The following is an 11,924-nucleotide window of genomic DNA, read 5'->3' as shown; positions in this document are numbered from 1 at the left end:
CGACGCCTCCCGCGCGTAGCGGGTGGTCGGGGCGGCCCTCTGCGGGGTGACGCCTGCCGGGCCTGTGGGGAGGCCGCCCTCGCCGTCGGCCGGCGGTGGCCGCCGGACGGGCGGGGGCTCGGTGGCCCCCGGGCTCGGGTCGGCCGCCGTCCTGACGCGGCGAGCGCGTCGGGGCGCGGTCAGATGGCGCGGCCGGCGGAGCGGAGGCGGAGTTCGGTGAGGGCGGCGCGGGGCGGGGTGGTGGCGAACAGGACGCGGAGGGGGGATTCGGCGGCGGGGGTGGTCGCGGCGGCCGCGTCCAGGATGGCCAGCAGAGTGGCGAGTTGGTCGGGCCGCTCGTCGGCGAGGAGGTCGTCGGCGGCGGCGACGAGGACGAGGAGGCGGGTGGCGGCCCCGGCGCCGGGCGGGTGGAGGGTGTCGTGGAGGCACTCCTCGAAGGCGTCCCAGTTGTGGCCGAAGTAGCCGGGGAAGGCGAGGGATTCGGCCCACTCGGTGAAGAGGGCCGCCCTGGTGCGGCAGCGGTCGCCGCGAACCAGGCGGAGCTGGTGGGTGCCGGCGGTGAACCCGGCCCAGGGCCGGCCCGGCAGGAGGTCCCACCGGGCCGGGCCGAGGGGTGCGTCGGGCAGGTCAGCAGCCATCGGAGACTTCGCGGAAGTCGGTGTAGTGGTCGGAGGTGTACCAGGTGCGGTCGGTGGCCCCGTCGCGGACCAGGCGCTCGGCGTCGCGGCGGGTGGTGGGCGTGGGCCGGGGGTTGACGTCGTACTCGCGGTAGGCGCCGCCGGGCGGGAGGTCGCCGCTGCGGTTGCCGTACGGGTTGCCGCCGCGGATGTACTCCGGGCCTGGGAGACGGAAGTCGACCGGTCGGGGGTTGGTCGGCCACCCCAGGTCGAGCCAGATCTCGCAGGCCCGCTCGACCTGGGGAGGGAAGTCCTCCACCGGAAGCGGGGGCTGGATGACCGCCCTGCTGTGGGAGGCCGGAGCCGACCAGGCGGGGGCGGTGGGGAGGACCGGACAGGCGAGCGCGAGGACCAGGGCGGCCTGCGCCGGACGGCGGAGCTTCATGGGGACCCGTTTCGGTGCGGGGGCACGTGCATCGAAGGGGTATCGCGCAGCAGTTGGACGTGCGGGCGGGCGCGCCGGGGGCGGCGTCACGCCCACCCGTTCGGGTGACGTCCGGCGGCGGGGCGAGCGGCCGCGCCGAGGGGGGCTCAGTCGAGGCAGAACTCGTTGCCCTCGATGTCTCCCAACACACAGAACTGGATGTTCTGGAGTGTGAGAGATGGCAGCGGCATCTGCGCTGGTCAGGGGCTCGAAGCGGGGCAGCGGGCAACTTCCGCCCTTCACGGAGGGCATGGAACACACCCCGGCCACGCGCCCCGGCGGGCAAGCCTTGCTCCCCACACAGAGCATGGAAGATGCTCGCAATCCACTGTCCGGAACGGTGTTCACCGAGACGCTTCGGGGCGTCCGGTGCATCCGACTGTCCGTCCTCACTGACGAGACCACCAGCCCCGAGCGTCAGCGGGAAGCGTGCGACCACGTAGCGGGTGAGCTGCGGGTCACGTTCGGCGAGGGTGACGTGCTCCGCGAAGCGGTGGACCTTGACGTCAGCGCGTCCAAGACGTCCCCGTGGGAGCGCCCGCAGCTTCTCCGCTGGCTCAGTAACCCGGGCGCGTACGACGCGCTGGTGTTCTGGCGTTTTGACCGTGCCATCCGATCCATGGGGCACATGTACGCCCTCGCCAACTGGGCGCGCGAGCACCGAAAGGTACTCATCTTCGCCGAGGGTCTGGGCGGGGGTCGGCAGGTGTTCGACTTCCGCAACCCCATGGACCCCATGGCAGAACTCCAACTGTTCATGCTGGCTTTCGCCGCACAGTTCGAGTCGCAGTCCATCAGCGACCGCGTCAGCGGCGCACAGGCCGCCATGCGCAAGATGCCGCTCCGGTGGCGCGGCGGTGGCCGCCCGCCGTACGGCTACATGCCCGCCCCCATGCCCGAGGAGTTCGGCGGCAAGGGCTGGACGCTGGTTCCCGACCCGGACGCCGTGGGGGTCATTGAGCGCATCGTCCGTGAGCTGCTGGAGGGCGCCACGGTGTCCGCCATCGCTGCCGGGCTCAACTCCGATGGTGTGCTCAGTCCGCGTGACTACTGGGCGGACAAGATGGGCCGTGAGCGGGGCGGCAAGACCGGCGGGGCAAAGGGATCGCACACGGTCCGCGCGAAGTTCAAGTGGACACCTTCGGTCATCACCAGGCTGCTCCGCAGTGAGACGCTGATCGGCTGGAAGACGCACAAGGGCAAGCCCGTACGCGATGACCAGGGCAACCCGGTCATGTGCACCACGGACCCGATCCTCACCCGCGAGGAGTTCGACCGGATCGGTGCCGCTCTCGACGGACGCAGCATTGACAACGTCGTCCGTACCGACACGGAAGCGCTGCTGCTGAGGGTCATTCACTGCGACTCGTGCGGCGAGCGCATGTACCTGAACAAGCAGGAATCTCGGAAGAAGCAACAGCCCACCTACAAGTGCAACTACGCCGGTCGGGGCGGCAAGTGCAAGGCTCCGGCGAACATCCGGGGTGACTGGGCGGACGAGTACGTAGAGGCCGAGTTCCTGCGGCTGGTCGGCGGTATCGAGACCAGGACTACGGTCGTCGTCCCCGGGTACGACCCCGAGCCGGAGTTGAACGCGACCGTGGCCGAGTACAGGGCGCACCTGAAGAATCAGGGTCAGCAGAAGTCCAAGCACGCGGCGCAGGAGTGGCAGAAGCACCATGACGCGCTGGACACGCGCATAGCCGAGTTGGAGTCCCGGGAGAAGACCGAGCCGCAGCGCATCACCACCGGGACCGGACGAACCTTCGCCGACGACTGGCACGCAGCCGACACCGCCGAGCGCCGCGCCATGCTGGTGGAGGCCGGGGTCCGGCTGAACGTCCGCCGGGGCACGCGTGGCGGGTGGCGCAGGCTCGACACGTCCCGGGTGGACTTCACCATGAACGGGGAACTCGACCAGGCCGCCGAGGAACTGTCCGCGTGGGACCTCGGCGCGGCTACTGCGCCCCTGCCCGCAGCCGCGTAACGGCCCCACACGGCCCGCACCGCCCCGGCTGGTCCCCGTGACCGGCCGGGGCTTTCTGCTGCCCGCAGACGGGCGTCTGTGGCCTCGGCTTCGCCGACTCCGGTCCGGCTGACAGCGCCGAGAGCGGTGGTGAGGTGGTGGTTCTTTCTGTTTTTTAGAAACACATAGAAAAAATAAGAGAAAACAGAAACAGGACCACTCTCGCCACCTCACCACCCTAAGCCGGAACCCGCCGCCCTTCACCAGAGCAAGGGGCGGGAGAGAGCGGGAACCCGATGCTCCCCACTACTTACGAGGAGAGAGTGGGCAAGGCCCGCTCCCCACCCATACCGGGCAAGCCCGGCTATGAACGCAACAGGGGCTCCGGCAAGGTCCGGTCCCTACCTATACCGGGAACAGCTTTGCTGTGGACACCGTGAAGGCGCCCGGCAAGGTCTGCTCCCTACAGCCAGTAGAGGGCCGCAATGATCTGCGGCCCCGTGATGGACGGAGAACACCATGAGCGACTTCCTGCACCGGACCGGCTATCTGGACGGCCCTCGGGACAAGGACGCGATCCGCGCTGCCGAGTGGCAGCGAGATGAGCGCATGGAGCGCATGGTCACCTTGCGGGACTCGAACCCCGAGATGTTCGACCGCATGGGCACCATCGCCCGTATCAGCCTCGGCTACTACGAGAACGCGAAGAAGATTGCGGCCCAGTACGGGCGCGACACCAACAAGGGCGGTAACTGATATGAACAACGAGATCGAGAAGGCTGCTGAGCGGGTCGCCAAGCTGCGCGCACAGATCGACAAGGCATCCGGCCCGCTGGCCGACGCCGAGGCCGCTCTGAAGGCCGCAGAGCAGGCCGAGAAGGCCCGCCGTGACGAGCGCGGCGCCGAGTACGACCGGGCATTTCTCAAGGAATGGCGGGAGCAGGCCGCCGAGCGGACCGAACGGGGCCACGCACTGCATGACAACTTCCTTGAACTACTTTCCGCCGAGCCGTGGTTTCAGGCGTACGCCGCCAGCCGTGCTGAGCGATTCAAGCGGGAGAAGGTCCTGATTGTTGCCCAGAATGCGCAGGCCCGTTTGGGCGAGGCGCAGACTGTTCCCGAGCAGCGTTGGTATGACCTGCCCATCATCGACGACATGGCCAGGGCCGTTGATGCTGCTGCCGAACGAATCGCTTCCGACTTTGCCGAACAGCTCGATGCCGAGCGTCAGTCGTACATTGAAGCGACGGACTGACATGGCCGTTGACGCGCTCGACCCCGGACCGGGCGGAACCTATCCGTACTTTCCCCGGGATGCGCTGGGACGCCCAGTGTGGTCGGACGCTCCAACTGGGCTTCCAGTGTTGAATGGTGGGGCTCCGATGCCGCGCGGAGTCGAGCGGATGCGCGACCCGAGGTCCGGTCGTGTGCTGGTGGTGGACGTGACTCCGAGGCGGCCGGATGGCGAGCCGATCAATCCGCCGGTCATTCCGCCGAGGCCACAAGGAACGGCGTAGCCCGGCCAGGCGGGGACTCCCCTTCCTGTCCGACACTGATCGGCAGGGAGGGAAGAAACTCGCGCCGGGGCTGTGGCTATTCTTGGATGCCCCGAGCGCCGTCACAGCGAGTGAGAAAGGAGACCATGGCCGACCGATACCGACCCAAGCCAGCGGCAATACGGGCCCGCGAAGGAAACCCGTCCAAGACAGAAATCAGAGAGGGGGTGATTGTTCCTCGTGCCGTCCTTGCTGAGCCCGATTGGTTAGACGTGTTCAAGGACTCGCCGGCTGCCGAGATCCAAGAAGCCAATATCCGCTGTCGAGAAATGGCTTCGGCCGAGTGGCAGCGCGTTGTGCCGATTCTCGAAGTGGCCGCCGGGCTCGGCGAAGTGGACCACTCGACCGTCAAGGATCTGTGCGTCTGCGTCGCCCGCATCGACCAGGCCGAGCGCGACCTTTCCGAACGCGGACTCATGGTGACCGCCGAGCGCGGCACGGTGAAGAACGGCGCCGCCACCATCGCAGCACAGTACCGCTCCCAACTCGCACGCTATATCCGAGAGTTGGGCCTGTCGCCGAGTGCCCGCGTGGCCATTGCACCGCCGGAGTCGGACGCTGATTCCGATATCTGGGACTGACCGGTTCCGCCAATTGGTAGCAGCAAATGAAGCTGCGAAAAATGCAAGGCCCCGCCCTGCTCTCCCGAAATGGAGGTCAGGACGGGGCCATTTTGTTTTTTCACGCTTTCAACCGGTCGACGACGCTATCTGTAGGCGCATTCCTTCATAGACTTCTCTAAGGTCCCGCGCATCGGAAATCTTTCGCACTTCTACTGCTTTGACGACTTCGAGGGCACGCCAATGGTTAGATGGCGCCACCCGACCAGATAGCATGGCTCGCTGTGCTGAATCACATGCTTCATCCAATCGATTGGTGGCCACCAAGGAAAGTGCCAGATCGATATTGGCGGATGCTACCCGCCGAGGCCACTTGCTGACATCCTCCGAGGGCGAGAGTCGCGAAATAACTTCTCGCGCATATGCTTCGGCTGCTGGATCTCCAAGCCATGCAAGCGTGGTTGCCGCATAGGCAAGTGACTTGGCTGGATCGTATTGGAAATGATGCTCTGGCCGATTTGGAGTGCCCATCGCAGCGGAAAGTGATTGCACTCGATCTATTGCAGCATAAGTCTCGGTCGAATAGCCCAATCGTGCAAATGCTCGCCCTTGTTGTGCAAGTGACTGGATTTCAACCGAGCTTCCGGCGGGCGCCAACTGTTGAGCAGTCGCGCTAAGTTCTACCGCCTTGGAGTAGTTGCCGCCAGTGAGAACCCGCCAAGCATCAGTTTCAAAACACCAAGCTTGGATTTCTGAATTCTCGGCGTGCCGCGCGAGAGTCATTGCCGTTCGCAGTCTCGCAGTTGCTGCGTCCTGCTGATTAAGGTCAATATGCAGAGTTGCGCCGAGAAGAGAGAACCAGCCACCTATCACGAGTAGCTTCCGGTGCTCGGCAAGAGTCTTTTTTGCATCCATAAGATCGGCTACGTAGAGTGCATATTTCCGCACCTTCCCCAAGAGTTCTTGAGGGGCTACGGTTGGATATTTTGTTGCCAGGTCATGAAAAGTCAGCTCAAGGCGTTCGAGCGTTTCCCTGCCTACGTCACTGGCAGAGACTCTGCGTGCGAGTTCCAGTGCTTCGATCTCATCGTCATATTCTGGCGTAATGACGGGGACATCTTCGTCTTGTGATGGCTTCGGGGTTACTGCGCCGTATAGAAGGGAGTCAAGCTCAATTAGCGTGACTCGCAAGACCTTGGCCAGGGTCGGGCGCTGCCAATCCTGGGGGCCTACCTTTCCGCTTTCCCATCTCGCCACAGTAGAGCGATCCACACCCAGAGCCTGAGCAAAGGACTCTTGAGTGAATCCAAGGGACTTTCGCCTCTCAGAAAGGGCCCTGCGCCGCTCTGCCATACCGCCTCCCGGTCTCTGACTACCCGTTCTAGCAGGTCAGAGCACTCGGTGCAGAGACTCTGAGACATGGATGCCACATGGATGCGTCATCCTTGCTCTGTCCAACTGCGAACGGCAGCCCTGTACTGGTGAATCACAACAGTCCGGCGCTGATCGGAGGGACAGCAGTGAAACGCCCAAGTACCGTGACCGCCGCTCTGGCCGTGGCAGCCGCTCTCGGGCCTGCCGTCCTGGTGTTCGCCCTCGGCAGGTTCGACCCGCACGGCGCCCGCCGGTCGGTGTGGCTGTTCCTGGCCCTAGCGGTGGCCATGCTCGGCATCGTCTACGGCGGAGACTGGGAAATGTGGTGGCGCCGGAGACGGGCCCGAGCCCGCGTAAGAGCGTCCCTGCGGCACGGTACGGCTCTGTGCCAAGAGGCGCGACGATCGTCCTCGCGGCACGTGAGGGGGCGCGTCAAGTGAGTGGCCTCTCGGAGGCGCCGAAGCCGTTTCCCTGTCGGTGCGGCGCAGAGATCCAGCCCGAAGCGCCGAACGCGGACGGGCTCGCCGGCTGGTTCTGTCGCAAGTGCGGACAGTTCGGGTTCCTGGTGTTCGACCCGGCGGCCCCGGACGTTCCGCGCGTGGAGGACTGCGGCCGTGCGCCCTACGGTCGGCGGACGATTGACACCGCCCCCTCGAAGTAGTCCCCAAGACCCCCGTCCCGGCCGGACGTCTCTCGGAAAGGGCTCCGGCCGGGACGGGCTCCAACTCCCGTACCGCCGCTTGGTACGGGACCGGCCCCGCCCGTGCTCGCACCCCGTCGCGGGTGGGCGGGGCCACCCTCGAAGCCGTTTTCACCGATCGGAGCAACTTCCGTGTTTCCCCTGCGCCTTGAGTCGTTGACCGCCCGGAGCCGTGTCGACGTGTCGGTGTTGATCCGCGACCCTCGACGCCGCGTGCTGCTGGTCCAGCCAGCGGGCCGGACCGACTTCATGATGCCCGGCAGCAGCGCGCACCCGGACGAGACGGCGGAGCAGGCTGCCAGCCGGGCACTCGCCGATGATCTGACGATGCGCAGGGCCGTCACGGGCGTACTCGTCCGCGACCCGCACCCCGCCAACTTCGACACCGGGGCGGCCGAGCTGCTGCACGTGGTCCTCGACGGCGGGGCGATGACCGACACCGAGGCGGGCGCCCTGTCCCTGCCCGCGCGCGGGACGTCGATCTCCGCCCTCGAATGGGTGCCCCTCGACGGCCTGTGTAAGTACGTCCAACCGTTCACCGAGGCGAGGGTGCGGGCCGCGTACGCCGCCGCGTGTCGCGGGGTCCGTCTGCGTATGGACGCCGAACAGTGCCGCGCCGCGTAGAGGAGCTGCCCCGTCGGACCCCCGGCGCCTCGCTTCCCCGCTTCACGGACGGCACGCTCCCGACGGTCACCGAGGCCACCGGCTGCCAGTGCCCGCAGCGCCCGGATGGCTGTATCGAGCGGCTCGAACTTCCTGCATCAGGTCGGCAGTTCGCGGACGCCGAGGGCCGTAGGTGGACGGTGAAGCAGCGTACGAAGGCGGCCGATCCGCTGAGCGGCCAGATCCGGCGCACGACGGTCGTGATCAGTCGGACCGACGAGGACGGCCGGGAGGACTGCCACACGTACCGGTGCGCGGGCCCGGTGTCGATTGAGAACCAGTACGAGAAGAGCCGTCCCGGGCGACCGCCCCGGGCTCATTGACTCCCGTCCCGGCGGACGGAAAGGGCAATCCTCGCCGGGGCGGGGCACAACCCCGCGTTGGCTCTTCCTGCCCGGTGACGGGACGGAGCGGGCAAGGTGGGAGTCCGTATCTCTGAGCAACATTGAGACGTAGGAGGCACGTTGAGCACCGCTATCGAACTCCTCCCCGGTGCCCCGTGGGGCATGGGGCGCATGGCACCGCTGCGCAACGGCGGTGATCCGTCGCCCGTGCGGTTCGCCGGGCTCGACCCGGAGACGCAGACCGGCCTGTGGGCCGGTGAGGACGGCACCCTGACCGTGGCCGAGATGGGCAAGCACGGTACCAGCGTCAACACTTACCCGCCCACCGCCATCGGCAAGGACGGGAAGAACGACCCCGACACCGGCCACGACGCGACGCAGGACTAGGAGGTATGACCGTGGACGGACGCCCGGTATTGGTCTCGACGGAAACCGAGGACCCGACCGCCGATCTGGTCATAGCGGAGTTGAACCGGCGCCGGGTGCCCGTCCTCCGGTTCGACCCTGGACGCGACTTCCCGACCCGCGCCACGTTGGCTGCTGCGATCACGGCCGGTGGCTGGTCGGGGAGCCTCACGGTAGGCGAGCGTTCTGCCGATCTCTCCCGCGTCCGCGCGCTCTACCACCGGCGGCCGAACCCGTACACGCCGGAGAGCGACCACCAGGCCGACCGGTTCGCCGCACAGGAGAACCGGCGCGGGCTCGGCGGCGTGCTCGGTGCGCTTCCGGGCTGTCTCTACCTGAGTCACCCGCAGGCCATTGCCCGAGCCGAGTACAAGCCCGCGCAACTCTCTGTAGCTTCCCGGCTCGGGCTGTCCGTCCCGGCGACGCTGGTCACCAACAGCCCGGCCGAAGCAAAGCTGTTCGCCGCCGCGCAACCCACGATCTACAAGCCCTTGCACGCCGGGGCGTACGACGTGGACGGCGAACCTGTCGGTATCTGGGCGGCGCCGGTCGAGCCAGGGGAGATCACCGGCGCTGTGACCAACTGTGCCCACCTCTTTCAGGCACAGGTGCCAAAGTCCGGCGACGTGCGCGCCGTGGTGGTCGGCGACCAGGTGTTCTGTGCTCTGATCACCGCCCCTCCCGGGGTGGTCGACTGGCGCAGCGAGTACCGGAACCTGACGTACGAACCCGTGGACTGCCCCGGGCCGGTCCGGGCCGCCCTCCTGCGGTTCCTCGGTGACTTCAGCCTGCGCTTCGGGGCGTTCGACTTCGCCGTGACCGCCGAGGGTGAATGGTGGTTTCTGGAGTGCAACCCGAATGGCCAATGGGCGTGGCTGGAGCACGAAGCGGGCCTACCGATCGCGTCCGCCATCGCCGATCTACTGGAGAACGGAGTATCCGAGTGAGCGAGTCCGAAGGGCTGCGGGCGGTGCTGGCCGCACAGCTCAAGGAAGCTGGGGTGATCCGGAGCGCCGAATGGGAAGCGGCCGTGCTGGCGGTCCCGCGTGAGGCGTTTCTGTCGGGTGGCTGGTTCGAACACGACGGCGGCGGGTGGTACCGGCCCGTGTCGCTGGAGAAGTCGCCCGAGCTGATCGGCCGCGTGTACGAGGACGACACGTTGGTGACGCAGCTCGCCGGCTGTGTGGTGCCCCGACAGGTCGAGGGCCGGTTGGCTCAGGCGCCCACGTCGTCTTCAACGCTGCCCGGCCTGGTGGTCCGAATGCTCGAAGACCTGGGAGTGCAGCCCGGCATGTCCGTGCTAGAGGTAGGCACCGGTACCGGCTACTCAACTGCCCTACTGACGCACGTCCTTGGTGACGATCACGTGACGTCGATCGAGGTTGACGCGGAAGTGTCGGCTAGGGCGTCCGTGGCGCTCGGCGGACTCGGCTACTGGCCCGATCTGGTGGTCCGTGACGGACTCGCCGGTTACGCCAAGGGGGCGCCGTACGACCGAATCATCGCCACATGCGGGGTCCGGACCGTTCCGGCCGAGTGGATCGATCAGACGCGGCCGGGCGGCGAGATCCTGGTGACCGTGGGCGGCTGGATGAACGCCTCCGAACTGGTGCGGCTCACGGTGGCCGAGGACGGCACGGCGAGCGGTCCGGTGCTCGGCGACGGTGTGTCGTTCATGTTCGCCCGCCCCCACATGCCCCCGCCGCTCGGCATGCTGCCCGCACTGGACCAGGGCGAGGCCCGCCCAACGAGCGTCGGCGCCGACCTGTTCGACCGGTGGGCCGCCCGGTTCGTGGCGCAGTTCGCGGCGCCCACTGCGCAGTACTTCGCCATGCCCCGGAACGGTCGTACCGAACACGTCCTAGTGGACGTGGACGGCGGATCGTGGGCCGTGGTGTTCGAGGACGAGGGCCGCTGGTTCGTTCGACAGGGAGGGCCGGTCGAGCTCTGGGACTCCGTGGCCGAGCTGATCACCCGATGGCGCGCCGCAGGAGAGCCCACGGGCGAGAGGCTGCGGCTGGTCGTCGGCACCGAGGGCCAGCAAATCGAATGGGACTGAGAGCCCGCGACAGCCGCAGCCAGGGTCACATGCACCATGCAGCACCCCTACGAAATGGCTGCCGATGAACACCACGGCAGCAGTACCCTCGCAGCCATGGCGAACCCCCTGAGAATCGAACTGACCGATGGCCTCGAAGAGTCGGCGAACCTCGTGATCACGATACCGGCCGCCGTGTGGGCCGAGCTGCAAGAGAAAAACTGGTGGACGGGTCACGAAGCAAACGGCGAAGTCGAGGGCGACCGGATCGGCAAGGTCACCATCAAGCTCGAAGGCTGATCCGGGCCTACCGCCCCGTTCGGCCAAGCGCCGGGCGGGGCTCTGTCGTTGCCGCTGACCTGCGGCTATGCTGCACAGAACTGGTAGTCACGTGTGTTGGGGTCCCGCATCACGATGCACGACTCGTACTCCCCGTCGGCGACCATGACCCGCTCGCAGACCGCGCCGAGCGCGACCAGCCGGTCGCGTTCGGCCTCCAGCGTGGCCAGGCGCTCATCGCCCACGAGCCCGGTGCCGGCCCGCACGCAGAGGTGCACCCGGTTCTTGACGACCTTGCCTTCGGGAACGCGCTGGAAGAGCAGTCGCGGGCCCGCGCCCGTGGGGTCGCTGCAGGCGAAGTACCGGGGCTGGTCCTCGGGTGTGTGCAGGCGGTCGAAGTCGTCCCACGTGGCGAACCCCTCCGGCGGCCCCGGCACGATGTACCCCAACACCTCGCACCAGAAGCGGGCGAGGCGCGTGGGTTCCGCGCAGTCGAAGGTGACCTGAACCTGCCTGACCGATGCCATTCGGGCAGCGTAGCAAGGGGGGATCCGCCGTTCGATTCCTTTTCAGTGCTCCACGGATCGGCAAGGGACGGCTCTCGCCGGGCCGGAGGCCGGGGCCGGGGCCGGGGCTGACCGGCGGGACCCATGGGGCGGGGTGGTCGTGGCTGGACGCCGCGACCACCCCACTGTCGTTCCGGGGCACCTTGCTTGGTGGTGCTCGCTCGGGGTGAGCGAGCACCACCAAGCACCACTCTGCTGGGCGCGGAGTGGGAAGTCGACGAGGCCGACTTCCTACTCCAGGGGAGCTGAGCCGCTTTGTGGGCGGCCCCCTGCCCGACGGACGCTGTTGGCGAATGTGAGTGATCGGCTGCGGTGAGTGACGCCGGTCTCCGAGACTTGTCTCGGAGACCGGCGTTGGTCGTTGCGGGGTGG

The 11,924-nt window shown here is 67.3% G+C and carries 13 protein-coding genes; 9 read left to right on the top strand and 4 right to left on the bottom strand.

The genetic code is table 11. The features are described 5' to 3' along the window. Positions 1-179 precede the first annotated feature (179 nt). Entirely contained in the window at positions 180-638 is a 459-nt protein-coding gene (locus tag ACFC0B_RS40465) for a barstar family protein (RefSeq protein WP_376098409.1), read from the bottom strand. Next, positions 628-1,062, bottom strand: coding sequence for a ribonuclease domain-containing protein (locus tag ACFC0B_RS40460; protein WP_376098407.1), 435 nt, complete (start codon positions 1,060-1,062; stop codon positions 628-630). The genes ACFC0B_RS40465 and ACFC0B_RS40460 overlap by 11 nt, the downstream gene beginning before the upstream one ends. Positions 1,063-1,408: 346 nt before the next feature. Here ACFC0B_RS40460 and ACFC0B_RS40455 point away from each other — a divergent pair, with 346 nt between their 5' ends. From ACFC0B_RS40455 to ACFC0B_RS40440, 4 genes are all read left to right on the top strand, one after another. Then, complete coding sequence (locus ACFC0B_RS40455; protein ID WP_376098463.1) at positions 1,409-3,088, top strand: recombinase family protein; 1,680 nt, start codon at positions 1,409-1,411, stop codon at positions 3,086-3,088. A 498-nt stretch (positions 3,089-3,586) separates the two neighbouring features. Next, entirely contained in the window at positions 3,587-3,823 is a 237-nt protein-coding gene (locus ACFC0B_RS40450; protein WP_376098404.1) for a hypothetical protein, read from the top strand. Position 3,824: 1 nt separating this feature from the next. Next, entirely contained in the window at positions 3,825-4,322 is a 498-nt protein-coding gene (locus tag ACFC0B_RS40445) for a hypothetical protein (protein WP_376098401.1), read from the top strand. Positions 4,323-4,709: 387 nt separating this feature from the next. Then, positions 4,710-5,204 carry a phage terminase small subunit P27 family gene (locus tag ACFC0B_RS40440; protein ID WP_376098398.1) on the top strand — a complete coding sequence of 165 codons (495 nt, stop codon included), beginning with the start codon at positions 4,710-4,712 and terminating at the stop codon, positions 5,202-5,204. A 108-nt stretch (positions 5,205-5,312) separates the two neighbouring features. Here the strand turns inward: ACFC0B_RS40440 and ACFC0B_RS40435 are convergent, their stop codons facing one another. Beyond that, complete coding sequence (locus tag ACFC0B_RS40435) at positions 5,313-6,536, bottom strand: helix-turn-helix transcriptional regulator (protein ID WP_376098395.1); 1,224 nt, start codon at positions 6,534-6,536, stop codon at positions 5,313-5,315. Positions 6,537-7,437: 901 nt separating this feature from the next. On the opposite strand from ACFC0B_RS40435, the gene ACFC0B_RS40430 reads away from it, so the two are divergent. The 5 genes from ACFC0B_RS40430 (at position 7,438) to ACFC0B_RS40410 (ending at position 11,007) form a co-directional block, all read left to right on the top strand. Further along, positions 7,438-7,881: an NUDIX domain-containing protein gene (locus ACFC0B_RS40430; RefSeq protein WP_376098392.1), complete on the top strand. Its 444-nt coding sequence runs from the start codon at positions 7,438-7,440 to the stop codon at positions 7,879-7,881. A 503-nt stretch (positions 7,882-8,384) separates the two neighbouring features. Further along, positions 8,385-8,651: a putative ATP-grasp-modified RiPP gene (gene tgmA, locus ACFC0B_RS40425; RefSeq protein WP_376098389.1), complete on the top strand. Its 267-nt coding sequence runs from the start codon at positions 8,385-8,387 to the stop codon at positions 8,649-8,651. A gap of 5 nt (positions 8,652-8,656) precedes the next feature. Then, positions 8,657-9,616, top strand: coding sequence for an ATP-grasp ribosomal peptide maturase (gene tgmB / locus ACFC0B_RS40420; protein WP_376098386.1), 960 nt, complete (start codon positions 8,657-8,659; stop codon positions 9,614-9,616). Continuing rightward, positions 9,613-10,728 (top strand): ATP-grasp peptide maturase system methyltransferase, encoded by a 1,116-nt coding sequence (gene tgmC, locus ACFC0B_RS40415; RefSeq protein WP_376098383.1) that lies wholly within the window; start codon positions 9,613-9,615, stop codon positions 10,726-10,728. Before tgmB ends, tgmC begins: the two co-directional genes overlap by 4 nt. A gap of 96 nt (positions 10,729-10,824) precedes the next feature. Beyond that, entirely contained in the window at positions 10,825-11,007 is a 183-nt protein-coding gene (locus ACFC0B_RS40410) for a hypothetical protein (protein WP_376098380.1), read from the top strand. Between the two features lie 65 nt (positions 11,008-11,072). Here the strand turns inward: ACFC0B_RS40410 and ACFC0B_RS40405 are convergent, their stop codons facing one another. Further along, positions 11,073-11,513: a VOC family protein gene (locus tag ACFC0B_RS40405; protein ID WP_376098377.1), complete on the bottom strand. Its 441-nt coding sequence runs from the start codon at positions 11,511-11,513 to the stop codon at positions 11,073-11,075. Between the last annotated feature and the right edge of the window lie 411 nt (positions 11,514-11,924).

It is taken from the genome of Kitasatospora sp. NPDC056184 (genome assembly GCF_042268405.1).
Taxonomy (GTDB): Bacteria; Actinomycetota; Actinomycetes; order Streptomycetales; family Streptomycetaceae; genus Kitasatospora.
This window is presented reverse-complemented; position numbering and strand designations above follow the sequence as displayed.

What these genes read in the sequence shown, in the direction of transcription:
- ACFC0B_RS40450 (WP_376098404.1), top strand. Translation starts at nt 3,587, where the DNA reads ATGAGCGACTTCCTGCACCGGACCGGCTATCTGGACGGCCCTCGGGAC.
- ACFC0B_RS40435 (WP_376098395.1), bottom strand. Translation starts at nt 6,536, where the DNA reads ATGGCAGAGCGGCGCAGGGCCCTTTCTGAGAGGCGAAAGTCCCTTGGA.
- ACFC0B_RS40465 (WP_376098409.1), bottom strand. Translation starts at nt 638, where the DNA reads ATGGCTGCTGACCTGCCCGACGCACCCCTCGGCCCGGCCCGGTGGGAC.
- ACFC0B_RS40405 (WP_376098377.1), bottom strand. Translation starts at nt 11,513, where the DNA reads ATGGCATCGGTCAGGCAGGTTCAGGTCACCTTCGACTGCGCGGAACCC.
- ACFC0B_RS40445 (WP_376098401.1), top strand. Translation starts at nt 3,825, where the DNA reads ATGAACAACGAGATCGAGAAGGCTGCTGAGCGGGTCGCCAAGCTGCGC.
- ACFC0B_RS40455 (WP_376098463.1), top strand. Translation starts at nt 1,409, where the DNA reads ATGGAAGATGCTCGCAATCCACTGTCCGGAACGGTGTTCACCGAGACG.
- tgmB (WP_376098386.1), top strand. Translation starts at nt 8,657, where the DNA reads ATGACCGTGGACGGACGCCCGGTATTGGTCTCGACGGAAACCGAGGAC.
- ACFC0B_RS40440 (WP_376098398.1), top strand. Translation starts at nt 4,710, where the DNA reads ATGGCCGACCGATACCGACCCAAGCCAGCGGCAATACGGGCCCGCGAA.
- ACFC0B_RS40460 (WP_376098407.1), bottom strand. Translation starts at nt 1,062, where the DNA reads ATGAAGCTCCGCCGTCCGGCGCAGGCCGCCCTGGTCCTCGCGCTCGCC.
- ACFC0B_RS40410 (WP_376098380.1), top strand. Translation starts at nt 10,825, where the DNA reads ATGGCGAACCCCCTGAGAATCGAACTGACCGATGGCCTCGAAGAGTCG.